Annotated in this window: 23 protein-coding genes; 10 read left to right on the forward strand and 13 right to left on the reverse strand. The window is 53.3% G+C overall.

The annotated features are described in order from the left end of the window. Positions 1 to 164: 164 nt before the first annotated feature. Complete coding sequence (locus K7G70_RS07350) at positions 165 to 914, forward strand: choice-of-anchor J domain-containing protein (RefSeq protein WP_223787970.1); 750 nt, start codon at positions 165 to 167, stop codon at positions 912 to 914. Positions 915 to 974: 60 nt separating this feature from the next. Here the strand turns inward: K7G70_RS07350 and K7G70_RS07355 are convergent, their stop codons facing one another. The 4 genes from K7G70_RS07355 to K7G70_RS07370 form a co-directional block, all read right to left on the reverse strand. Further along, positions 975 to 1,850: a winged helix-turn-helix domain-containing protein gene (locus tag K7G70_RS07355; RefSeq protein ID WP_223787971.1), complete on the reverse strand. Its 876-nt coding sequence runs from the start codon at positions 1,848 to 1,850 to the stop codon at positions 975 to 977. 75 nt (positions 1,851 to 1,925) lie between these two features. Next, on the reverse strand, positions 1,926 to 2,369 hold the full coding sequence (locus K7G70_RS07360; protein ID WP_223787972.1) for a hypothetical protein: 444 nt from the start codon (positions 2,367 to 2,369) through the stop codon (positions 1,926 to 1,928). Between the two features lie 40 nt (positions 2,370 to 2,409). After that, positions 2,410 to 2,892: a DUF4442 domain-containing protein gene (locus K7G70_RS07365; protein ID WP_223787973.1), complete on the reverse strand. Its 483-nt coding sequence runs from the start codon at positions 2,890 to 2,892 to the stop codon at positions 2,410 to 2,412. Positions 2,893 to 2,902: 10 nt separating this feature from the next. Next, positions 2,903 to 3,511: a TetR/AcrR family transcriptional regulator gene (locus K7G70_RS07370; RefSeq protein ID WP_223787974.1), complete on the reverse strand. Its 609-nt coding sequence runs from the start codon at positions 3,509 to 3,511 to the stop codon at positions 2,903 to 2,905. Positions 3,512 to 3,635: 124 nt separating this feature from the next. On the opposite strand from K7G70_RS07370, the gene K7G70_RS07375 reads away from it, so the two are divergent. From K7G70_RS07375 to K7G70_RS07385, 3 genes are all read left to right on the forward strand, one after another. Further along, positions 3,636 to 4,394 (forward strand): SDR family oxidoreductase, encoded by a 759-nt coding sequence (locus K7G70_RS07375; RefSeq protein ID WP_223787975.1) that lies wholly within the window; start codon positions 3,636 to 3,638, stop codon positions 4,392 to 4,394. Between the two features lie 123 nt (positions 4,395 to 4,517). Then, positions 4,518 to 4,991, forward strand: a complete 474-nt coding sequence (locus K7G70_RS07380) for a GNAT family N-acetyltransferase (RefSeq protein WP_223787976.1) — start codon at positions 4,518 to 4,520, stop codon at positions 4,989 to 4,991. Next, a complete protein-coding gene (locus tag K7G70_RS07385; protein ID WP_223787977.1) occupies positions 4,988 to 6,292 on the forward strand; it encodes a DUF1329 domain-containing protein in 1,305 nt (434 codons plus the stop codon). The genes K7G70_RS07380 and K7G70_RS07385 overlap by 4 nt, the downstream gene beginning before the upstream one ends. A gap of 26 nt (positions 6,293 to 6,318) precedes the next feature. On the opposite strand, the gene K7G70_RS07390 is transcribed toward K7G70_RS07385, so the two are convergent. The 3 genes from K7G70_RS07390 to K7G70_RS07400 form a co-directional block, all read right to left on the reverse strand. Further along, positions 6,319 to 6,666 (reverse strand): DUF4267 domain-containing protein, encoded by a 348-nt coding sequence (locus K7G70_RS07390; protein WP_223787978.1) that lies wholly within the window; start codon positions 6,664 to 6,666, stop codon positions 6,319 to 6,321. A gap of 193 nt (positions 6,667 to 6,859) precedes the next feature. Next, on the reverse strand, positions 6,860 to 7,702 hold the full coding sequence (locus K7G70_RS07395; RefSeq protein WP_223787979.1) for an acyl-CoA thioesterase: 843 nt from the start codon (positions 7,700 to 7,702) through the stop codon (positions 6,860 to 6,862). After that, positions 7,699 to 8,481, reverse strand: coding sequence for an alpha/beta hydrolase (locus tag K7G70_RS07400; RefSeq protein WP_223787980.1), 783 nt, complete (start codon positions 8,479 to 8,481; stop codon positions 7,699 to 7,701). The genes K7G70_RS07395 and K7G70_RS07400 overlap by 4 nt, the downstream gene beginning before the upstream one ends. Positions 8,482 to 8,528: 47 nt before the next feature. On the opposite strand from K7G70_RS07400, the gene K7G70_RS07405 reads away from it, so the two are divergent. Next, positions 8,529 to 8,996 carry a MarR family winged helix-turn-helix transcriptional regulator gene (locus tag K7G70_RS07405; protein WP_223787981.1) on the forward strand — a complete coding sequence of 156 codons (468 nt, stop codon included), beginning with the start codon at positions 8,529 to 8,531 and terminating at the stop codon, positions 8,994 to 8,996. 17 nt (positions 8,997 to 9,013) lie between these two features. Here the strand turns inward: K7G70_RS07405 and K7G70_RS07410 are convergent, their stop codons facing one another. From K7G70_RS07410 to K7G70_RS07420, 3 genes are read right to left on the reverse strand one after another with little or no spacing between them, the layout of a single operon-like run. After that, complete coding sequence (locus K7G70_RS07410; RefSeq protein ID WP_223787982.1) at positions 9,014 to 9,955, reverse strand: NAD(P)-dependent alcohol dehydrogenase; 942 nt, start codon at positions 9,953 to 9,955, stop codon at positions 9,014 to 9,016. Further along, entirely contained in the window at positions 9,952 to 10,179 is a 228-nt protein-coding gene (locus tag K7G70_RS07415; protein WP_223787983.1) for a helix-turn-helix transcriptional regulator, read from the reverse strand. The genes K7G70_RS07410 and K7G70_RS07415 overlap by 4 nt, the downstream gene beginning before the upstream one ends. Then, positions 10,179 to 10,655, reverse strand: a complete 477-nt coding sequence (locus K7G70_RS07420) for a hypothetical protein (RefSeq protein ID WP_223787984.1) — start codon at positions 10,653 to 10,655, stop codon at positions 10,179 to 10,181. The genes K7G70_RS07415 and K7G70_RS07420 overlap by 1 nt, the downstream gene beginning before the upstream one ends. Positions 10,656 to 10,851: 196 nt before the next feature. Here K7G70_RS07420 and K7G70_RS07425 point away from each other — a divergent pair, with 196 nt between their 5' ends. Next, positions 10,852 to 11,205 (forward strand): YciI family protein, encoded by a 354-nt coding sequence (locus K7G70_RS07425; RefSeq protein ID WP_223787985.1) that lies wholly within the window; start codon positions 10,852 to 10,854, stop codon positions 11,203 to 11,205. Between the two features lie 11 nt (positions 11,206 to 11,216). After that, a complete protein-coding gene (locus tag K7G70_RS07430; RefSeq protein WP_223787986.1) occupies positions 11,217 to 12,464 on the forward strand; it encodes an RNA polymerase sigma factor in 1,248 nt (415 codons plus the stop codon). A 3-nt stretch (positions 12,465 to 12,467) separates the two neighbouring features. Here the strand turns inward: K7G70_RS07430 and K7G70_RS07435 are convergent, their stop codons facing one another. After that, entirely contained in the window at positions 12,468 to 13,331 is an 864-nt protein-coding gene (locus K7G70_RS07435; RefSeq protein ID WP_223787987.1) for a tetratricopeptide repeat protein, read from the reverse strand. Between the two features lie 204 nt (positions 13,332 to 13,535). Here K7G70_RS07435 and K7G70_RS07440 point away from each other — a divergent pair, with 204 nt between their 5' ends. Both K7G70_RS07440 and K7G70_RS07445 read left to right on the forward strand, forming a co-directional pair. Next, entirely contained in the window at positions 13,536 to 13,805 is a 270-nt protein-coding gene (locus tag K7G70_RS07440) for a hypothetical protein (protein WP_223787988.1), read from the forward strand. 20 nt (positions 13,806 to 13,825) lie between these two features. Beyond that, the gene (locus K7G70_RS07445; protein ID WP_223787989.1) at positions 13,826 to 15,943 is read left to right on the forward strand and encodes a DUF8740 domain-containing protein; all 2,118 of its coding nucleotides are present in this window, start codon (positions 13,826 to 13,828) and stop codon (positions 15,941 to 15,943) included. A gap of 29 nt (positions 15,944 to 15,972) precedes the next feature. On the opposite strand, the gene K7G70_RS07450 is transcribed toward K7G70_RS07445, so the two are convergent. Both K7G70_RS07450 and K7G70_RS07455 read right to left on the reverse strand, forming a co-directional pair. Then, on the reverse strand, positions 15,973 to 16,521 hold the full coding sequence (locus K7G70_RS07450; RefSeq protein ID WP_223787990.1) for an ECF-type sigma factor: 549 nt from the start codon (positions 16,519 to 16,521) through the stop codon (positions 15,973 to 15,975). Beyond that, positions 16,514 to 19,234: a serine/threonine-protein kinase gene (locus tag K7G70_RS07455; RefSeq protein WP_223787991.1), complete on the reverse strand. Its 2,721-nt coding sequence runs from the start codon at positions 19,232 to 19,234 to the stop codon at positions 16,514 to 16,516. Before K7G70_RS07455 ends, K7G70_RS07450 begins: the two co-directional genes overlap by 8 nt. 131 nt (positions 19,235 to 19,365) lie before the next feature. On the opposite strand from K7G70_RS07455, the gene K7G70_RS07460 reads away from it, so the two are divergent. Beyond that, positions 19,366 to 20,085 (forward strand): SIMPL domain-containing protein, encoded by a 720-nt coding sequence (locus K7G70_RS07460; protein WP_223787992.1) that lies wholly within the window; start codon positions 19,366 to 19,368, stop codon positions 20,083 to 20,085. Positions 20,086 to 20,105 lie beyond the last annotated feature (20 nt).

A 20,105-nucleotide genomic window follows, 5' to 3' on the forward strand; every position in this document is an offset into this window, starting at 1 on the left:
TCAAAATAAGCCATGAAATCGATGCAGCAGGAGGTCCAAGCGCTCCTGTGAAGGTCTGTGTGACTGGCGCTGACCCATGAGGGCAGATATTTTCAGATTTATTCACTACCGCACAGCCGCATTCCTGCGGCACATTGGGGTTTTTTATTCCATGAGGAAAGCACATGAAAAAATCACTTATTTGGGGCTTGATGGCTGGACTTGGCTTGTGGTTGGGCCCAGCCAAGGCCGGTGGTCTGCCAGAAGATTTTACCAACATCAACAACCTGCCCAATGACGGCTGGACCTTTGAGAATCGCTCAGACCTCATCGGTGATGCATTTTGGTCACAGGGTTTTGCCAATTTGTTTCCGGCCCATGATGGCGCCAGTGACTCCTATTTATTGGGTGGTGTGGGCCAAACCGCAGGCAATGTGCTGTGTGATTGGGTGATTCTGCCTGATCTGGGGTTCGTCGAACAATTGAACTTTTTCACCCGCACGCAAAGCAATTCCATCTCCGCTGATCGCTTGATGATCGTACACAGTCCTTCAGGTGGCATCAACACCGGTCCTTGCGTGGCTGGTGACCCCGTGCGTGGTGGCCAGGATTTTGGTGATTTTGTGGTGATCGGTGCGGTCAACCCCAACCTCCAAGCCGGTGGCTACCCGGAACAATGGGCTGAAGTCAATGTGCCGGTGAATGCCAGCGGTCGCTTGGCCTTGGTGTATTTCGTGGAAGACGTGGGACAACCCCCCTTCAATGGCAACCTGATTGCGCTGGACTCTCTGGGCATTGGACCAGGGGCTCCGGCCGGCACCCCCACGGCGGTGCCGGGGCTCACGGGCATCGGTTTGGTGGTGATGAGCGGCTTGATGTTGCTGCTGCTGTGGTGGCACCGCCGCACCATGGAACCGCGTGAACCTGAGGCATGAACCTGAGGCATGAATAATCGGGTTGGTGTTGGGTCCATGCCCACACCGACCCCGCTTAAGTCACTGTTTGGCGGTGATCCAATCGGCCAATTGTTGATCAAAACCAGCAGGAAAAGCCGCCCCATCTTCCACCCCCACATACAACAAACACATCTTTTCTGAATCCCGAAACACCCGTTCATACTTGTTCAACCAAATGGTCAAATGGGTGATCAATTCGGGTGCCAGGGGCAGTTCCTGGACCATCGCTGGGTGCTGTTGTAACAGGGCCAAAGCCGCGGCATTGTTTTCATACAATGGGCCTTCGGTGTAAGCCCGGGTTTGCTGACACAAGAACCGCTCTTGTTCATTCATTTGGTCGTGCAGTTGATAAAAACGTTTTTCCCAGGAATCGGCTTGTTGCAAGGTAAACCGTTGTGACAGCAGTTCACCCAGTTCATTGCGGCGGTTGATTTGTGAAATGAAGGCTTGGCGGGTGACGGCCATGATTTGTTGCAATTGGACCATGTGTTGCATCAACTGTTGCTGCTGGCGGTGCTGCCAGCCCAACCAGATCAAACCGGCGGTGAACACCAGAGCCAAGGTCAGACCCAACCAGGGCCATGACCGCGCAGCCGGTTTTGGCTTGGCGGTATCCGCTGCCCCGGGCTGTTCGATCAAGCGATAACCTTCTCCAAACACCGATTCGATCTCCAGACCGTCTTCTTGCAACACTGGCCGCAGCTTGCTGATCACCTTGTACAAGGAATTTTCGGTGACCACCCGTCCTTTCCAGACGTGATCAAAAATGGTTTCTTTACTGATGGTCTTGGGGGCTTGGCTCAACAACAGGATGAACAAAGAATGGGCTTTTTCACCCCACTTGACGGGTTGACCCAGGCGACTGATTTTGTTGTGATCGGGATCGACCTCATAGGGGCCTATTTGCAATGACATTCAGCAAGCCATGTTTGACAAAAGCAATGATTATAGCCAGCCCAGCGGCCGGCAACAAGGGGGGATCGTTTGCCTTCAGAACAGCATCGACAGCAAGATGATCAGCACAATCACGGCCAGCATGTATTTGACCACCGTCAAGCGATCGGGAATGCTGTGGCTGTGTTGCTTTTCCTGCATGATCAACTGCTGCATCAAATCCTCGGGGGATTGACGACTGGCATCGACTCCAAGATCCGATGGCTTGGTCGGTGTTGGCTTTAACTGGGTGGCTGCTGGCTGGCGTTGTTTCGGCGCAGTCTTGGACACCACTGGCTGCTGGCTGGGTTGCGGCGACACCGGTTCCGCAGCAGCTTGGCTTTGGGCGGCCGCCACAAACTCAGCTTGCCGGATCGATTCGAGCAAGTCGATCAGTTTTTTGCGCTGTGGCCAGGGCATGTTCTGCATGGCTTCGGCATCACCGCTTTTGAAGCGGTGGGTTTCGCCATTGATGGTGATGGTGATGTCGTCTTCGGTCATGGCTTCACATTGTAACGATCAAGTCGCAGGCTGAAAAGGCTTATCCGGTTTTGGATTTTTTCCGCACATACAGGGTTTTGTGGGCTTTGGCCACCACCTCGCCAGCTTCGTTTTTGATGGCCACCGAAAATTCAGGCAGGTACTTGTCGCCATTGTGGGTGTGCAAATAAATGTCATTCAGCTGTTGCTCGGTCACCTGCATGGTGGCGCGCACGGTGCCGGTACCGGGTTTGATGAAATCAATGGTGGCCGATTGGTCCCACACCACATACTCCCGGCCCAACAGCTTCATCAACATCAACATGTAATGTGGATCGATCATGGCGTACAAGGAGCCGCCAAAATGGGTGCCCACGGCATTGCGGTTGTACCAGCGCATGTGCATGGCCACCCGCACTTCCCGCCAATCATCAGCGATGTGCTCGAGTTTCACACCGGCGCCCAAATAGGGTCCGTACCAATTCAAAATGCGTTTGAGTTTTTTGGCCTGATTGACTTGGCCAACGCCTTGCAAAATGCCCATGGGATCTCCTTCAGTGTGGCTTGGGTTCAATGACCTTGAGTGCCAGATCGATCGTCGCCTCCAATTCCGTCAAACATTTGTCGGCCCGGGCCATGGCGGCGGTGCCATGCAGCCAAGTGACAAAGTATTGCGCCAACACGACCGGATCATGTGTCTCAGACAGTTGTTGCTCAGCTTGGGCTTGTTGAAAAAATTGGGTCAGGGTTTGTTCGGCCAGGCCTTTGGCTTGGTGGATGGTTTGTTGGGCAGCGGCTGGCATGTCCTCGGCGGCGGCTTCGGTCACACAGACCGACAAATAACACCCCTTGGGACCGTCTTTGCCACATTGTGAAGCCACCGCCGACATCAAATAGTTTTTCAACCGGGTGATCAGGGGGGTATCGGGCTGGTGTAAAAACACCGCATGATCAGCGGCATAATTTTGCAGGTAGTTTTGGGTGGCCAGGATGAACAGTTGTTCTTTGTTGCCAAAGGCGGCATACATGCTGGGCTTGTTGATGCCCATGCTGGTGGTCAAATCCATCAATGATGCACCAACATATCCTTTCTGCCAAAACACCCGCATGGCCTGCTCCAAAGCCTGCTGTTTGTCAAAGCTGCGTTGTCGGCCACCGGCCATATTGCCACCTTTCAGATAATTTAAAAAAACTGTTGACCATTTTATACCGTTCGGTATAGAATTGCAAACATACCGAACGGTACAGAATACATATTTCATCATCAACAACTCACAGGAAACCCATATGAACACCAAACAACAACCTTTAACCATTGACATCCAAGACAAAGTCGCCGTGGTGACTGGCGCCAACCGCGGCATTGGTCGCTCGATTGCCGAGACCTTTTTGCAAGCCGGCGCCAAGAAAGTCTATCTGGCGGTGCGCCAGCTGGAATCTGCCCAACCCCTGGTAGCACAATACGGTGACCGCGTGCAAGCCGTGCAAGTCGATGTGGCCGACCATGCCGCCATCCAACGCCTGGCCCAACAAACCCCCGACGCCCAAGTGGTGGTCAACAATGCCGGGGTATTGAAAACCGCCGATCCCACCAGCCCTGATGCCGAAGCCGCTTTGGCCTTTGAGTTCAACATCAACACCGTTGGTTTGTTGCGCATGGCCCAAGCCTATCAACCCATCTTGGCCGCCCAGGATGAGGCGGCGTTCGTGCAACTGAACTCGGTGGCATCGATCAAAAACTTCGCTCCGTTCAGCACCTACTCAGCCTCCAAAGCCGCCGCTTATTCATTGACCCAAGGTTTGAAAGACAGTTGGGCCGAACAAGGCATACAGGTGTTGTCGGTGCACCCCGGACCCATTGCCACCGACATGGCCAAGCAAGCCGGATTCGATGACGGGGACCCCGTTGATGTGGTGGCCACCGGCATTGTCCAAGCCTTGAAAACCGGTCAGTTTCACCTGTTCCCCGACTCCATGGCCAAGCAAATTGAAGCCGCCTACCACGATTACGCAGAAAATGTGATTGAAGCGCCGGTGGTCGAATAAACCGACCAACAGTCAATCATTGAGGGGCCATTGGCCCCTTTTTGTTGGCTTCCTGAAAGGGTGATCGACAAATCTGGCTGCCATGGCTTAAGATGTGACTTTGAACCATTTTTCAAGTCAGCCGTGAACATCAGAACTGCCAAACCAGCGGACCTACCCACCCTGCTGGATTTTGAACAAAAAATCATCGCCACTGAGCGGCCCATGGACCCCACCTTGATTCAAAATGAGCCGATCAGTTATTACCCGATTGCTGAATACCTGGAGGCGGATCACACCGAAGTGTTGGTGGCCGAGGTGGACGGTGCTGTGGTTGGCAGTGTGTATGGACAGATCAGAGAGCGCAAACCGTTTTTTCAAACCAGTCATTTGGGCTACATAGGCTTCATGTATGTGCGTCAAGCACAGCGGGGACAAGGCGTCAGCCAAGCCCTGATTGATGCCATCACCGCGTGGTTTCATACACAGGGCATCAGTGAAATCATCCTGCATGTCTATGCCCAAAATCCGCGGGCGATTCGGGCCTATGAAAAAGCCGGTTTTGAACAACACCTGATCGAGATGCGCCTCAATCCAACAGCAGGAGATGCCTCATGAGGCGCGTGCGTCTGTGCTTGTGCTTGTGCTTGAGCTGGCTGCCGCTGACCACCTGGGCCCAAGTCGACGCCGAACAGGTCCAACGATTGGGCACCGAATTGACGCCCATGGGCGCGCCCATGAGCGGCGATGACGCGGGCATCCCCCGATGGCAAGATGTGCCGGCTGTTGATCCGGCGGAAAAACCCTTGTTCACCATCACCCAGGCCAATTACCAGCAACACCTGGCCCACCTGACGGCAGGGCAAGTGGCGCTGTTCAAAGCCTACCCAAACACTTTTCAGATGCCGGTCTATCCTTCTCACCGGACTTTTGCCGCGCCCGATTGGGTGTATGCCAACACCCGCAACAACGCCACCAGCGCCCGGCTCAATGCCGACCAAACCGGGGTGCTCGACAGCCAAGGTGGGATCCCGTTCCCGCTTCCACAATCTGCCGCTGAAGTGTATTTCAATCACGTGCTGCGTTGGCGCGGGCAACAATTGAAAACCACCAGCAGCCACGCCACCGTCAACGAACAAGGCCGGGTGCAACTGAGCACCCACGAGACAGTGGTGCGGTTTGATCATTACCTCAACGACAACCCCCATCCGAACCGCTTGTTCTCAGCCATCGCCAAGACCACCGCACCGGCCACCCAATCCGGCTCTGGTGGGTTGGTGTTGGAACCTTTGGATCAATGGCAAGAGCCCCGTTCTGCCTGGTTGTGGGACAAAGGCCGGCGGCGGGTGATCCGGGCGCCGATTTTGGCGTATGACCAACCGATCAACAACGCCAATGGACTGCGCACCGCCGATGACACCGACATGATCAACGGTGCCCCGGACCGGTTTAATTGGCAATTGCTGCCACAACGCACCGTGTACATCCCTTACAACAACGACCGCCTGAATGACAAAAGCCTCACATACGACGACTTGCTGCAACCGGGTCATTTGAACCCACAACACACCCGCTATGAATTGCAGCGGGTGTGGGTGATCCGGGCCACCTTGAAACCCGAATGGCGGCACCTGTACAGCCAACGGGATTTTTATGTGGACGCCGACTCCTGGTCGGTGGCGGTGGCCGACCAGTATGACCAGCGCGGTGAGTTGTTTCGGGTTTCCCTGTCCTACCTACACCAAGACCCGAACATGCCCGGCACCTTTCCGGTGGTCAATGTCTACCATGATTTACCCAGTGGCAAATACCACGTCATGGGCCTACAGAATGAATTAAAAAGCCACAATGACTACCAAGCCCCCTTAGTCAATTCCAGCCTGTTCAGCACCAATGGATTGAAACGGTTTGTGAAGTGATGAATGACTCTTCTCGGTAATGATGTTCAGTAATTATCCCGACTGATGCGCCACAGCAAAACACCGGTTACCAACAAATAGGCCGCTGTCAGCAAGTGTTTGATGATTACCCCACTGGCCGCTTGACTGGCATAAGCCAACCAGGCATCAGTCAAGGGCATCACCAATCCGAACAAAGCGGCAAACATCAACAACCGGTAATGCTTGAGCAGCAGCATCAACAGAATGATGAGACCAATGAATGCCGTTCTTGAGGCATAAATTTGCACCCAATCTGCATCGTTCTCTGCCCACAAATCGGTCCCCCTAAGCACAGCAAATGCGGCCGGATCCAAGTAGGCAAAAATGGCATAGAACAGCTGGATGGCAGCCATTATAAATACCAACAGTTGAACCGTCATTTCAAGTTTATTTCGTGGTGATGTCATCACAACCCCTGGGTGGAAACAGACTCAGATGATAGTCAGGCGCCGCCATGTGGTCAAGCACTGCACGCCAATGCACGGGTTTCAAGACCAGATCTTTGATTGGCTGAACAAAACAGACAATTTATTGATCTGGATCCAATCAACCAAACACCCCCACGGTTTGTCGGCTCAAAGCCAACAGCTCACCTTGTTGGTTCCAAATCTCGGCATCGCCGAACACATAGCCATGGGCGGCGTGGGCGGTGGTGGCTTGGTATGACAACCAATCGGTGGCTTCTGGCTGGCTGGCGGTTTGGGTGAATTCCAGATTCCAGTTCATGGTGCTGGCGGCCACCGGCTTTTTGAATTGTTGCAGCACGGTGCAAGGCCAGGCATCGATCAAAGCGATCAAGTGGCTGTCATTGAAAGCTGGGGGCGGCTGCTTGAAGCGCATCCAGCCCTGCAGCTCATCCAAATCACCGCGCATGAAGGGCCAGCGACCCCGCTGTAAATTCAAGTCCACGTGCCGCAAAAACTTGGGCACCACTTTGGGCACCATCGGAATGAAATCGCCTTTCTTCGGCAGTGGCATGGCATGTGACTGGCGTTCAGTCAGGTGGATGGCCGATTCGCGTGCCACCCCAAAACAAGCTTGGGCCAACACACAAACCCGGTCTTGCTGGGTCACCCGCGCCGCCAGTTGCGTGGCACTGCGGCCTTGGCGCAACAGCTCCACTTCGATGGTCAGTGCTTGCTCGGTTTGCAAGGGACCGATGAAGCTCAAATTCAAATACCGCACGGGACGGGATTCGTCCGGATGGGCTTGCTGCACCAGGTCTTGCATGCGGTGGTGAATCAAAGCCGCAGATAAACCACCATACACCGTGCGGCCCTGGGCCCAGCTGGTCGGCACGATCAGTTGGTGATTGGGGTCTTGATCCAAATCGTCGACCAAGTCATCCAACTGCGCTTGGTGCATGAATTTTTGCCACAAAGCCTTCAAGCGGTTACACCTGCGGTCTCGTTAACTGCTTGATCGGGGCGTTTGGTGGCCAAGCTTTCGGCGATGATTTGCCACACCTGGGCATGCACCCCCATGCCCAGGTGGGAACAGCTCACTTCGATGTTTTTGGCCTGTTCGTTGTAGGTGTCGACACTGGCGCGCCAACCCACCACCCCATCGGATTTGCTGTAAATCACCGTCAGTGGTTGGCTGATGCCTTGGCTGTTGATGGCGTGGATTTCGGCTTCATACGCATCCAGATCCATGTCCATGGAACGGGCGTATTTGTGGGCCACCACGGTGTACTTGGGGCCGCCCAACAAGGGGGTACCCATGGTGATGATTTGATCCACCCAAGTCGGGTGTAAGCGGGCCACTTCCCGGGCCAACACCCCGCCCAAACTCCAACCGATCAAAGTCACCGCCTGGCCGCTGTGTTGTGCCACCAGGCGAGACACGGTGTCGGCCAACAATCCGGTGTCTTGGCTGACGTGACCGCGGTTGCGGCCATGCCCCCAATCAAAGACCCGATATTTCAAACCTTGGAGGAATTTTTTCAGCGGCCGCATGGACCATTCATCGGCACCATAACCGGGCACCAACACCACCATGCGGCCATCGCCTGGCGGCACTTGTTGTAACTTTCTGCGGTTGCCCCAAGCCAACAACCATTCCAGCGGCGCCCTGGCTTCTTTCAAAGTGCTGAATTTACTGGGTGGCTTCAAGGGGCCAGTGGCGGTGGGGTATTCAATGCGGTTCATGGGTGTTTTACTTTTCATGGGAATCATTATACACTGTATGGTTCACTTGTGAACTAAATGTGAAAATGAAACCACCATCGACCATCCGACCCAACGACATCCAAGGCCACACCTCTTGGTTGTCGGTGGTTCGTTGTTACCTCAAATGCCAAAAAGTGATGAACCACAAACTGGCTGCCTTGGACTTGACCGCAGCCCAACACGACATTTTGATGAACATCAACCACAAACCCGGCAGCTCACAACAACAACTCAGTGATCATTTGTTGGTGGTCAAAAGCAACACCTCGGCGTTGTTAAAGAAAATGCAGGCCAAAGGCTTGATTGACCGGCGACCTTGCCAAGCCGATGGCCGGGTGCACCGTTTGTACCTGACCCCAGCGGGTCAACACAAACTGCAACATTCGATGGCGGTGCAGATCGAAATGGTGCAAACCATGACCGGGGTGCTCAGTGAAGCCGAAATCCAAACCAATTTGGACATCATGACCCGGGTGCATGACGCCTTGGACCAACTGGACCGCAGCGGCTGAGCGGCCAAGGAGACCGCCTAAGCCAGGTCCAACACCAACTTACCCACCACGCGACCAGCCTGGCTCAAGTCATGGGCGGCCGCCACGGCAGCCATGGGGAACACCTCAGCGATCACCGGTTTGAGTTGCCCGGCTTCCACCCAAGTGCGCAATTGTTCCAAATCGGCATGCCGCGGTTTGACCATGATGTGATCGGGCACTTTGCTGATCAAGGGCCGCAACACTTGTCCCAAAAGACTCATCAAATCCGGGGTGGTTTTGACGTGCACCCCACCATTTTTCAGGGTTTTTCTGACTTTGAAATACGCTTGGTTGGCCACACAATCGAAAAACACGTCATAGGCGTTGTGCTGGGCCAAGATGTCTTCGATCTGGTAATCCAGCACCCCATCGGCCCCCATGGAGTGCACCAAAGCTTGGTTTTTTTGACTGCACACCGCGGTGACGTGACAGTCCAAGGCCTTGGCAATTTGCACCGCCATCAGACCAACCCCACCCGAGGCCCCATTGACCAACACCGCTTGGCCAGCCTGTAAGTGGCCTTTGTGGATCATGGCCTGCAAGGCGGTCAAAGCCACATTGGGCATCGAAGCGGCTTGTTGAAAATCCAAGTTGCTTGGTTTGGGCCCGATGTTCTCCGCCCGGGCCACCACTTCTTGGGCATAAGAGCCCCCTTTGAAAGAATCAAACTTACCCCAGACAGCATCTCCTACCCGGTAATCGTTCACCTGTGAACCAACGGCCGTGATTTCGCCAGCAAAATCCGAACCCAGGATGCGCGGCGGCTGCAAACCGGTTTTGATGATCAGCGAGCCGCTTCTGATTTTCCAGTCCACCGGATTCACCGAGGCGGCCTTGACCCGGACCAACACCTGATCGGGCTTGGGAACAGGCGGTGCCAATTCTTCGACCTGCAGCACCGCAGCACCCCCGTATTTTTTACAAACAATGGCTTTCATGACAAGGGCTCCTGGTTGGTCTCAGGCAATTGAAACAAGGCCTCAACCGTGGTGTTGAAATGGGCTGCCAGTTTCAAGGCGATCACAGTGGATGGCACAAACCGGCCCACCTCGATGGTGCTGATGGTTTTTCTCGACACGCCAATGGCGGCCGCCAACTCACTTTGGCTGATGCGATGTTCGGCCCGAAACACCCGGATCCGATTGTGTAAAGTGGCCGACATCAGTCCCAATCCTCGGTCTCAGGCTGGACCAAACCATCATGCACCAAGTACAGGAAAGTGATGCTGGCCGAAACCGTCATCAAAGCAAACATGACATTGAAATAGGTGGTGCCACTGATGACGGCTGCAAACAACACCTTGCTGACTGTCTGGAACAACACCATCCCCGCGATGGTGATGCCCCAAGAGATCGACAAGGCTTGTTGTAATGCGTGGGCGGCAAACCCCTCAGTATCTTGGTCAACGGCTTGTTGGTTTTTGATTTTCTGCAGCAAGTTCGGACCCAAAGCCCACACAATCATGAGACCGATCAATGAACCCAACCAGGGTATGGCTGTTTGGATGTAGGCTTGCCAGCCGACAGGTAAGAGCGGGGCCAACAATTTGATCAGATACAAGCCACCCGTCATTAACATGATCCAGGCCAAGCGGCTGTAAATGCGGTCAATTTTTTCTGCACAGTGATTGTTTTCCATATTTTCTCCTTGTTATTGATACTTACACATCACATAATGATACCTTTGGGTTACATTATGCAACCCAAACAACCCTTTTGTCAATTTTTTTCAATGACCTGTCGAATTGTTCTCACCTCACTCGTTTCAACACGGCAAGCAGGTGTAATTATGTCACCTTTGATTTAAACTGATTCATACCTTACAGGAGATAGCCATGCAATATTTATTGATGATTTACAGCGCGGAAGATGCCGGCCCACAACCCGGTGATGACGATTTCATGCAAATGCTGGGTGAATACCAAAAATTCACCGACGAAGTGGAACAAGCGGGTGCGATGCTCGGCGGCGAAGCCTTGGAGGCGACCACCACCGCCACCACCGTGCGGGTCCGGAACGGCCAAAGCCACATCACCGATGGCCCCTTTGCCGAGACCAAAGAAGCCCTGGGCGGGTATTATTTGTTGGATTGCAAAGACCTGGACGAAGCCATTCGATATGCCGCCAAGATTCCCTCAGCGGCTTATGGTTGCGTGGAGATCAGACCCATCATGGTCTTGCCCAGCTAACCGCTGCTGCCATGTCCAATCAGCCCGACTCATTGCGCGATCAATTGAACCAATTGATGCGCCATGAGCGGGCGCAACTGTTGGCCATTTTGATCCAAAAAGTCAATGACTTCGAATTGGCCGAGGACGCGTTGCAAGAGGCTTTTGTCAAAGCCTGGAGTCACTGGCCTGATGCCGCCATTCCTGACAACCCCAAAAGCTGGTTGTTGAAAACCGCCTACCACCATGCCATCGATGGCTTGCGGCGGCAAAGCAACTTTCATCGCAAGCAACCACTGATCAGTCAATTACAAGAACTGCAACATGAATTGTCTGGCGCACACACCGACCATGACATCGCCGATGAACGCTTGCGGTTGATCTTCAGTTGTTGTCACCCGGCACTGGATGAAACCACGCAAGTGGCCCTGACCTTGAACACCGTGTGTGGCTTCACCGCCGAACAGGTGGCGGCCTCATTCATGCTCAAAACCACCACCCAGGCGCAACGCCTGGTGCGCGCCAAACGCAAGATCAAATTGTCGGGCATCCCCTATCAAGTGCCGGATTCGGCGCAATTGCCCACGCGTTTGAATCAGGTGTTGTCGGTGATCTACCTGATTTACAATGCCGGTTATTATGCCCATGAACAACTGGGGCTGATCAATCCGGTGCACACCGATGAAGCCATGTATTTGGCCAACACCTTGAATCAACTGCTGCCCGATCAAGCCGAAGTGTTGGGCTTATTGGCCTTGATGCAATTTCACCAATCGCGCATGCCAGCCCGCCATGCGCACCCTGACCGCTTCATCAGTTTGGAACACCAAGACCGCGATTTATGGGACCAGGGGTTGATCGCCGCCGCCAACAGCCGATTTCAGCAAGCCATGGCGTTGAAGAACCTGGGCCCTTATCAAATTCAAGCGGCCATCAGCGGGGTTCACAGCCTGGCGCACAGTTGGTCAGACACCGATTGGACCCAGATCGTGGCCTTGTATGAAAAATTGTGGCAATACCAGCCCACCGACCCGGTGCGCATCAACCACGCCGTGGCCCTGTCTTATGCTGGAGATGTGGAGGCAGCCTGGCATCTGTTACAAGCCATCGACACGCAACAATTACCCGACTACCTGCCTTACTTTCTGGCCCATGCCCAGATCGCCAAACTCAGGGCCGAACCAGACCAGGCCATCAGTTACCTGTCACAAGCCATGGCCTTGTCAAAAAATCAACAAGAGCGGACTCACATCCAACAACAAATGGACCGTTTGCGCTGAGGGTCAATCAGTCAAGCGCGCCAAGTCCTCTGCGGCCGGCGCAAAATCGGCATCGGCAGCCAGGCTGTGTTTGAGCGACTCAATGGCCCGTTGGGTGTTGCCTTGGTTTTCGTGGGCCAAGGCCTCTCGCCACCAGGCAGCCGCGGCCGGCGGCAAGCCCAGTTCGCTGTCGACCTGCGGCAATTTTTCCCGATACCCCTGTAACAACTCAATGGCCAATGCCGACTCTTGTTGGGCCAGGATGCGCCATTTGGCCCGTTGGTATTGAGCCAACAACGGCCAACCCGGATCGACATCGCCTTGGATACGCAACAGCAGATCTTCGGCAGCAGCGTGGCCTTCTCGTTGCATGTGCCATCCCGCCAGCTGCATCAAAGCCTCTGGATTGTCTGGTTCCAACTCGACCATGCGTTGCAACAACTGTCCTTGCAGCTCTGGTTGTTCGTTGACCGCGGCCCATTGCGCTTCCATCTGTAAACCATGGAACAGGCTGACCGTTTTCAACTGCTTGATGCGTTCAGCGGCGTGGTCTTTATCACCACCGGCGATGCCCGGGGCAAACAAATAAAAACCAATTTCTTCGGTGCGGGCATCGACATTTTTTGGGTCCAACTCGATGCTTTTGGCCAAGGCCTCTTTGTAATCGCCCAAGGAAAACATCGCCCGCACTTGACTGACCTCTTGCATCTTGACCCGCAAGGCGCTGGCCAACAAAAAATGGGCCACTGAACTGTGTGGGTGTTCATCGACCAAGTCCTCGGCCAAATCCAAGGCCGCGTCCCAGTCATTGGCTTTCAGCGCATCACGCACGGCGGACCGTTGAGCGACCGTTACCGACCCAACACCCAATGAAACCATCAACAACATCGAAAATATCCCAATCCGCATCCTGTTCACCATTTTGCCAGTTAGAAAGCCATGCATCCTAACGGATGGGGCATTAATTTTTCGTAACCCAATCCATCCCCTGCATCAAACTTGTCGCTTAATTGAAAAATTTTCATCAATTTTTGTCCCTTTCGATCTTGGGTTTTGTATGTACCTGATATGAACCAAAACGATGATCACAACATGAAAGCACCGATCTTAAAAACTACGAGCCTGTTTGTCTCTTTGCTCTTGGCCCATTCGGTGGCTGCCAATTATGAGATCAAACAACACAGCATCAACAGCGGCGGCGGGACCCTGCAAGGCCAAAGCTTCCACTTACAAGGCACCATCGGCCAAGCCGTCGCTGAACCGCTCAGCCAGGGTGGCACATACCAACTGTCACCAGGCTTTTGGTCCCCAAACCAAACTGCCAATGATGACGTTATTTTCATCACTGGCTTTGAACCATAACCACAAACAGGAGAACCAGCATGATCCGCAACACATTAATTTTTATGGCCTGGGTGATGGCCAGTTTTGCAGCCGAGGGCCAAACCCCGTTGAGCAGTGAGTTCACCTACCAAGGGGAATTGCGTTCTGCCGGCCAACCGGTGAATCAAACCATGGACTTTGAGTTTGAATTGTATGATGCCGCCCAAGGTGGCACTTTGGTGGGCAGTTACTTGGCTGATGACTTGCCAGTGAATGACGGCATGTTTGCCACGCCTTTGGATTTCGGCTTGGGTGCATTCATTGGTGATCACATGTGGTTGGAAATCCATGTCAGACCGGGCAACAGCACCGGAGGCTACCAACAGCTGTTACCCAGACAGATCATCCAATCCAGCCCTTATGCCATCCATGCCCAATTCGTTGGCGTTGATGCAGTGGGTCAAGCCGAACTGCGCGATGGCAGCGTCAGCAGCGCCAAAGTACAAGCGCAAGCAATCGGCGCCAGTCAAGCCAATTTGATTGAAATCCAAGGACGGGTCACCGGTACTTGTCCCAGCAACCAATACCTGACTGGTATCAACCAAGACGGTTCGGTCAATTGTGCCGCTGACCAAACTGGCCTGACCCAAGTGACCGGTGGTGACATCGTCGATGGCACCGTGGACACCGCCGATTTGGCCAATTTCAGCATCACCGCTGACAAAATCCAAGGCGGCAGCATCAACAACAGCCACATCAATCCATCGCAGATCCAAAACCGCATCAATGGCACCTGCCCAGTCGGTCAGTATTTGCAAAGTGTCAACCAAGACGGCAGTGTGGCTTGTGCCAGTGACCAAGCGGGCCTGACCACAGTCACCAGTGCCGACATCGTTGATGGCACCATCCAAAGGGCTGATTTGACCAATGCCATAATCAATGAGGACAAGTTGGCTGATGGCGCCGTCAGCGCCAATAAGATTCAAGCCAGTGCGGTGGGCAGCAATCAAATCAACAGTTCACAAGTACAACAAAGAATCAATGGACAATGTGCACCAGGACACCATCTGCGTACCATCAACCAAGATGGCAGCTTGGACTGTGAGCTGTTGCCGGTGAGTCAATTGAATTCAGTTGATGTCACAGACAATATTTTTGTGGCTGTCCAATCGGTTTTGAACAGCAACGGCCTGCCCATCATCATCTATGCATCATACGACATGAATGGCGTGCCATATTTACACCTCTACCAATGCCACAATGCCAATTGCACAGCAGGCGTTCAAAACATGGATCAATGGTTAATTGGTTCATTGGCTGGTGTGGGCTTCAGTGCGGCCATCAACCCAATCAGCAACAAACTCAATGTGGTTTACAACGAAAACTACACATTGAAGTTGTTGGTTTGCGTGACCACAGACTGTACCAACCACAATGTCATTGACTTAAACACTGATGGCAGTAATCCTTCTTTGACCCACACTTCATCTGGGTTTCCCTTGATCAGTTATTATGATTTTGACAATGATGACTTGCGGGTTTTTGCTTGTTTTAACAGCGCATGCACGGCCAGCAACAACTATGTCGTCGACAGTGCAGGTAACACCGGCAATTACAGTCGCATCATCTGGCGTGCAGCCAGCAACCGGGCCTTGATCCTTTACAACGCAGACAGCAACCAAATCCTAAAAGTACGTGATTGTACCAGCACCTACTGCAACACCGGCAACAATCGCATCGTCGACAACAGCACTTTCATCGGCAATTTTCAAAAGGGCTTGGCATTGGATCCAGTGACTGGTAGACCCGTCATGATCTACCAAGACCTGACCAATGATGTGTTGAAAATGGCCTATTGTTTGGATGTGGTTTGTGCTTCGATTTCCACCCGCGATTTGGTAGCTTCAGGCCAAGCTGCCGATTTGACCTTCAATCAGGACAATCAGCCCATCATCACATTCCTCAAGCAAGGTGACATCGATGCATTGCACCTGATCCGATGCACCGAATACCGATGCAACGATTTCAGCAGCCGGGTGATCAATGACTTTCCAGGTGCCAGACCAACCCATTCCGTCATCATGAACAACGAGCAAAAACCATTGATCACCTTCGTCAGCAGAGACGATGACCGCATCAAAAATTTCATGTGTGCCGATTCGGTGTGTTCGTATTAATGCGTTGTGCAATATGACAACAAAGAAGGTTAGCCCAACACCTGCTGCAACACCCGCCTGACTGCCTGCCAGTCGCGTTTAATGGTGCGGACATTGACACCGAGTAAGTCAGCGACCTCGTCATTGCCCAGGCCCAGGAAATATTTCAGCTCAAACACTTCCTGGGCCCGTTGGTTGTGCTCGGCCACCGCTTTGATGACGGCGTTGAGTTTTAACAACCAGTCTGCCGATTCGGTGCTGTTGATTTGGATGTCATGCATGGAAGCCACATTGGCTTGGCGCTTCTGGGTCTTTTTGGCCTGCGCTGCGTTGATCAAGATTTGACGCATGGCTTGGGCCGCGATGCAAAAGAAATGTTTGCGACTGCTGGCATCCACGCCATATTTTTTTAATTTGATCCAGGCTTCGTTGACCAATGAGGTGGTGTTCAAGGTGGCGCTGGCATCGAATTGTTGCCGACGAAGGCCGGCTGCGATGACTTTTAAATCTGGGTAAATCAATGGAATCAATTGGTCCAACGCCTGTTGCTCACCATTGGCTGCCTGCTCAATCAATAAGGTCACGTTGAACTCATTCATCGATCACCGCCGGATCACAACTTGGTATGACCATGTCTGGTGGCTTGAAAGCCGCCAAGTTGGTTTTGAAGGCTTGCCAGTCTGCCGCATCCACCCCTGTAATGGCACAGGTTTTGTTCACCAATACTTGAACCAAGTCCTCGATGACCCCTGTACCTATGGTGTCGGCTTGCGCTTGCCATGTCAACAAGGTTTGGGCATCTTCCATGGCCCCTTGGTGGTAACTGAAATAGCGCGGGCTGTTAGGCAGGTGTTCGACCCGACGTGAGATGCTGTCATGCATGACTTGTGGCGCCTCTTGAAATCGTTCCAAGTCATACAACAGGCGGGCCAGTTGCGCTTCAATCAAAGCGGCATTCAATTGCGAAGTCACCGATATTTGGTTTTGCTGGGGGTTGGTGTAGGCTTGACTCGCCGCTTGCAATGATGCCACCGCCGCCGGGCCATCGCCCAAGTTGTCTTGTTGGTAATCGGCCCATGCCCAATGCACCCGGCCCAGCTCTTTCCAACCTTCTGAGGAAGCCGCATCCAAGGCAATGACCCGTTCGGCCACCGCCACCGCCGTTGTCAAATATTCTTGGGGTGACTGGCCTTGTTCAATGGCCGCAGCGGCCAATTTGGTCAAGGGCTTGATTTGTGCCACCAACAGCGGGATCTTGTCTGGATGTTGAGCCAAACCACGTTGGGCCAAAACCAAGGCCTGTTGGTAATGGTCAGTGGCCACTTGACCTTCGGTCTCCATCACCTGGGCTTGGTTTTGCAGCAACAAATTCATGTTGGCCCAAGGCGAATAAGCCGTTGGCTCCAAGGCCAAGGCATTTTCACAGGCTTGCATGCCTGCTTGGAAAGCCGCTGGGATCGCCTCATGGCGACGCAAAAACCGTTTGATTTGAATGTCAATGCCGGCATTGGTACAGCGGGAGACGTGGTTCAGAGGATCTGAACGACCGATTTCGATGGCCTGCGCCAAGTATTCATTGCTCAAGTCCATGTAAGGCATGGCGGCGTCATAACCCTCGGTGGCGCCGGTCTCCCGAAACAGGTTCATGTACACTTCGGAGATTTGTTTGGCCGCTTCATGCCGCCAAGGATTGGTTTGCAGTTCCTGTTGGTAATGGGCAATGGCATCCTCATACCGCCCTTCAATCCAGGCCAGTCGCCCGGCCAAAAAAGCCGATTGTTGTTGGGTTTCGCTCAACAATCGCACCGCTGGCTGTAAATAGTTTTGTTCGGCCGCAGCCAAATGGGCTTGTTGGGCTGCGGGGTCTTTGATGCCCTTATTGGCTTGCCTTTGATTGGTCCATTCGATGGCCAACACATAACCCAATTGTTGATCCAAAGCCGGTGATTGCCAACCTTTGTCGCGGGCCAATTGCAAGAACTGTAAGGCCGGTTCAAAATCACGCATGCTCAAATGCGCTGAACCCAACGCCAAGTCGGTCAAGCCAGATCGATTGGCATCACTGGCCTTGATTTGTTGATCAAGTTCAGTAATTTGCCGGCGGATGCGTTGGTAAGCCGGCTGCACATTGTGCACCGGTAGCATGTGCAGTCGCCGCACTTCGTTTTTAATCGATTCAGCCTGCTGCACGAACCGCTCAGCCTGTTCCAAACGCCGTTGGTTTTGTTGGGCTTGGAACCATGTCAACAACACAAAACCCAACACCGCCAACACAAAAGTCGCCAGCAACCCGGTCGTTTTGGGAAATTGGCGCGCCCGTTTCAGCCCCCGGCCCCACCAAGAAACCCGCCTGGCTTGCACCACATCACCATTCAGATAAGCCGTGATGTCACTCAGTAAAGCAGACGCCGAAGCATACCTTTGATCGGGGTCTTTGGCCAAGCATTGGCCGATAATGGCTTGCAAATCTTTGGGGATGTCAGCCGGCATCGACTTGGCTTCCTCATGGATGATTTGATAGCCCATTTCCGCTGCGCTGTCGGCCTGGAATGGTTGGCTCCCGGTCAACATGTGGTAAAACAAGGTGCCCATGGAAAACACATCACTGCGCGCATCTACCAGGGCATTTTGACCTTTGCATTGCTCAGGCGACATGTAGCCTGGTGTGCCCAGCACCGCCCCAGTGGCCGTCATGCTGGGGTTTTCATCTTTCAAGGCAATGCCAAAATCCAACACCTTGACGGCCAGTTGATCATTGACCAAGACGTTGCCTGGTTTGATGTCGCGGTGGACCACACCGTGGCGATGGGCGTGGGCCATGGCCTCACAAACTTGCCGGAATAAGTGGGTTTTCTGGGTCAAGTTGGTTGGCGTCTGTTGTAAAAATGAGATGATGTCTTGGCCAGGAAAGTAAGCCATCACATACCAAGGGACGTGCGCTTCGGTCACCCCCAAATCCAACAGTTTGGCGATGTTGGGGTGGTCCAAATCAACCAAGATCTGTCGTTCTCGCACAAACCGTTCGACCACCTGCTGGCTGACCAATTCCACCGGCAAGATTTTCAAGGCGGCTTGCATCTCAATGGCTTGTTCCGAGTGAGACACCAGATAGACCACCGACATGCCACCGCGACCCAACAGACGTTCAACCCGCCAATGGCCAATGGTTTGACCGATCAGTCCATCCACTGCCGTTTCTGTCAACAAAGCACCCACAGGCGGTAACTGTGCCGTCACCGCATCGGAATTTGTTTCATCCGCCTCAGCAAAGGCTTGTCTGATGAGCTCATTAAGTTTGGGATCTTGGGTCATTGACACACCTCTTCCACCATCAAACATCAGCTTAAGTGCCCCACCCAGATTAATCAAGACCCATCTGCGACCTCCCTTGAGTCAAAGTAAAACAGATTGTTTTATAATGAAGTTTTGTTTGGGATCAAGACATGATGCAAACCCGCAAACCCCATTTTTTTCTGTTGGGCCTGTTCATCTGTTTGGGCTTGTCCGGCATGGGCTATTTGTTGTCACAGGCGATCATCGAGTACAAAAAACTCGACCGCAGCGTCACGGTCAAGGGCCTGTCAGAACGCGAGATGCCGGCCAACCTGGTGATTTGGCCGATTTCATATTCCCTGGCCGACAATGACCTGACCAACATGTATGCCACCATTGATCGCAACAACCAAGCCATCATCACTTTCCTGCAACAGCAGAACATTCCGGCCGCAGCCATCAGTTTCACCCCACCGTCCATCATGGACAAACAGGCGCAGAACTACGGCGATTCCAACCAAGCCGCCTTCCGCTTCGTCGGCACCCAGGTGGTGACCGTGTATTCAGACCAAATCAGCGCGGTCCGGCAAGCCATGACCCAGCTGTCTGATCTGGGTAAACAAGGCATCGTGCTGAAAGGCGATGATTATGACAACCGCATTGAATACCTGTTCACTGAATTGAATCAGATCAAGCCGGCGATGATCGAAGAGGCCACCCAGAACGCACGGGAAGTGGCACAGAAATTTGCCGCTGACTCCAACAGCCAATTGGGCAAAATCAAACAAGCCCGACAAGGCCAATTCAGCGTCAGCCCACGGGATCAGAACAACCCCCACATCAAAAAAGTGCGGGTGGTATCGACCATTGAATACTATTTGGCTGACTGACCCGCAAAGATTGGAATGGA

The organism is Marinicella meishanensis, from assembly GCF_019931145.1.
In the GTDB taxonomy this organism is placed as follows: domain Bacteria; phylum Pseudomonadota; class Gammaproteobacteria; order Xanthomonadales; family Marinicellaceae; genus Marinicella; species Marinicella meishanensis.

Coding starts and splice junctions, on each gene's coding strand:
- K7G70_RS07445 (WP_223787989.1), top strand. CDS start 13,826: ATGATCCGCAACACATTAATTTTTATGGCCTGGGTGATGGCCAGTTTT.
- K7G70_RS07420 (WP_223787984.1), bottom strand. CDS start 10,655: ATGGAAAACAATCACTGTGCAGAAAAAATTGACCGCATTTACAGCCGC.
- K7G70_RS07365 (WP_223787973.1), bottom strand. CDS start 2,892: ATGGGCATTTTGCAAGGCGTTGGCCAAGTCAATCAGGCCAAAAAACTC.
- K7G70_RS07455 (WP_223787991.1), bottom strand. CDS start 19,234: ATGACCCAAGATCCCAAACTTAATGAGCTCATCAGACAAGCCTTTGCT.
- K7G70_RS07430 (WP_223787986.1), top strand. CDS start 11,217: ATGTCCAATCAGCCCGACTCATTGCGCGATCAATTGAACCAATTGATG.
- K7G70_RS07355 (WP_223787971.1), bottom strand. CDS start 1,850: ATGTCATTGCAAATAGGCCCCTATGAGGTCGATCCCGATCACAACAAA.
- K7G70_RS07435 (WP_223787987.1), bottom strand. CDS start 13,331: ATGTTGTTGATGGTTTCATTGGGTGTTGGGTCGGTAACGGTCGCTCAA.
- K7G70_RS07370 (WP_223787974.1), bottom strand. CDS start 3,511: ATGGCCGGTGGCCGACAACGCAGCTTTGACAAACAGCAGGCTTTGGAG.
- K7G70_RS07450 (WP_223787990.1), bottom strand. CDS start 16,521: ATGAATGAGTTCAACGTGACCTTATTGATTGAGCAGGCAGCCAATGGT.
- K7G70_RS07440 (WP_223787988.1), top strand. CDS start 13,536: ATGAAAGCACCGATCTTAAAAACTACGAGCCTGTTTGTCTCTTTGCTC.
- K7G70_RS07385 (WP_223787977.1), top strand. CDS start 4,988: ATGAGGCGCGTGCGTCTGTGCTTGTGCTTGTGCTTGAGCTGGCTGCCG.
- K7G70_RS07400 (WP_223787980.1), bottom strand. CDS start 8,481: ATGAAAAGTAAAACACCCATGAACCGCATTGAATACCCCACCGCCACT.
- K7G70_RS07415 (WP_223787983.1), bottom strand. CDS start 10,179: ATGTCGGCCACTTTACACAATCGGATCCGGGTGTTTCGGGCCGAACAT.
- K7G70_RS07410 (WP_223787982.1), bottom strand. CDS start 9,955: ATGAAAGCCATTGTTTGTAAAAAATACGGGGGTGCTGCGGTGCTGCAG.
- K7G70_RS07350 (WP_223787970.1), top strand. CDS start 165: ATGAAAAAATCACTTATTTGGGGCTTGATGGCTGGACTTGGCTTGTGG.
- K7G70_RS07425 (WP_223787985.1), top strand. CDS start 10,852: ATGCAATATTTATTGATGATTTACAGCGCGGAAGATGCCGGCCCACAA.
- K7G70_RS07375 (WP_223787975.1), top strand. CDS start 3,636: ATGAACACCAAACAACAACCTTTAACCATTGACATCCAAGACAAAGTC.
- K7G70_RS07390 (WP_223787978.1), bottom strand. CDS start 6,666: ATGGCTGCCATCCAGCTGTTCTATGCCATTTTTGCCTACTTGGATCCG.
- K7G70_RS07460 (WP_223787992.1), top strand. CDS start 19,366: ATGATGCAAACCCGCAAACCCCATTTTTTTCTGTTGGGCCTGTTCATC.
- K7G70_RS07405 (WP_223787981.1), top strand. CDS start 8,529: ATGAAACCACCATCGACCATCCGACCCAACGACATCCAAGGCCACACC.
- K7G70_RS07360 (WP_223787972.1), bottom strand. CDS start 2,369: ATGACCGAAGACGACATCACCATCACCATCAATGGCGAAACCCACCGC.